Consider the following 1568-nt stretch of genomic DNA (forward strand, 5'->3'; position numbering starts at 1 on the left):
GCGGATACTCCGCCGCGGCGATCAACGGCGACGTGCCGCAGGTGCAGCGCGAGCGCAGCGTCAACCAGCTCAAGGCCGGAAAGCTCGACATCCTGGTCGCGACCGACGTGGCGGCACGCGGACTCGATGTGGAACGGATCAGCCACGTCATCAACTTCGACATCCCGACCGACACCGAGTCGTACGTGCACCGCATCGGCCGCACGGGTCGAGCGGGGCGCACCGGTGATGCGATCAGCTTCATCACCCCGCGCGAGCGCTACCTGCTCAAGCACATCGAGAAGGCGACGAGGCAGCAGCCGACGCAGATGCAGCTGCCGACGACTGACGACGTGAACACCACGCGCCTGGCCCGCTTCGACGACGCCATCACCGCCGCGCTGGGCGACTCGGCGCGGGTGGAGAAGTTCCGCGACGTGATCTCGCACTACGTGCGCAATCACGACGTGCCGGAGGCCGACGTGGCCGCGGCGCTCGCGATCGTCGCTCAGGGCGACACGCCGTTGCTGCTCGATCCCGCGGACGACCCGCTCTCGAAGACCGTCGAGGCCGACAACCGCCCGCCGCGCGAACGGGCAGGTCGCGAGCAGCGCGAGCCGCGCACCGAGCGACGCGGCCGTGGCGACTACGCCGCCTACCGCATCGAGGTCGGCCGCCGGCACCGGGTCGAGCCGCGCCAGATCGTCGGCGCACTCGCCAACGAGGGCGGTCTCGGACGCGACGACTTCGGGGCGATCAACATCCGCCCGGACTTCTCGATCGTCGAGCTCCCGGCGAACCTCGACAGGGCGGTGCTCGAGAAGCTCCGCGACACCCGGATCTCCGGACGGCTGATCGAGATCAAGCCGGATCGCGGTCCCGGCGCGCGTCGCGCTCCTCGTGACGGGGGACGTGACTCCGGTGACCGGTACGAACGGCGCGACGGCGGCGACGCGCACACGAGAGATGACCGCACGGAGAGGTCGGACCGCGGCGACAAGCCGTTCCGCAAGCCGCGCCACAAGAACTGAGCGAGGCCCCGCAGCCTCAACTCAGCGCGTCAGGGCCCTCCGTGACGAGGATGTGGAACTGAGCCGCGTCCAGGATGCGGATGCCGAGCTCCTCCGCCTTGGCGAGCTTCGAGCCTGCGCCCGGGCCGGCGGCGACGAAGTCGGTCTTCTTGGACACGCTGGACGCCGGTTTTCCGCCTGCCCGGATGATCGCCTCCTGGGCGCCGTCGCGCGTGTAGCCCTCCAGCGACCCGGTGGCGACGACGGTGAGCCCGTCCAGCACCCCGCCCTCGACGATGGCCGCGCCGGGACCGGGGTGGCCTGGCGTCGCCCACTGCACGCCCGCATCGGCCCAGCGCTGCACGATCTGCTGATGCCAGTCGACCTCGAACCACGCGAGCAGCGAGTCGGCGATGATGCCGCCCACACCCTCGACCGCTGCCAGCTCGTCGCGGGACGCCGCGCGGATGGCATCGAGCGATCCGAACCACTGCGCCAGCGCGCGCGCCGCGACCGGGCCGACATGACGGATGTTCAGCGCCACGAGCAGGCGCCAGAGCTCCTTGGTCTTCGCCTTCT

The 1568-nt window shown here is 70.8% G+C and carries 2 protein-coding genes; one reads left to right on the forward strand and one right to left on the reverse strand.

Going from position 1 to position 1568, the window contains the following annotated elements:
* Positions 1-1010: helicase-related protein (locus tag RIF89_RS14915; protein WP_309069851.1), on the forward strand; the 1010-nt coding region annotated here is incomplete at its 5' end.
* 16 nt (positions 1011-1026) lie between these two features.
* Here the strand turns inward: RIF89_RS14915 and RIF89_RS14920 are convergent.
* Positions 1027-1568: helix-hairpin-helix domain-containing protein (locus RIF89_RS14920; protein ID WP_309069852.1), on the reverse strand; the 542-nt coding region annotated here is incomplete at its 5' end.

Origin of the sequence: Microbacterium sp. (assembly GCF_031178525.1) — a bacterium.
GTDB lineage: Bacteria > Actinomycetota > Actinomycetes > Actinomycetales > Microbacteriaceae > Microbacterium.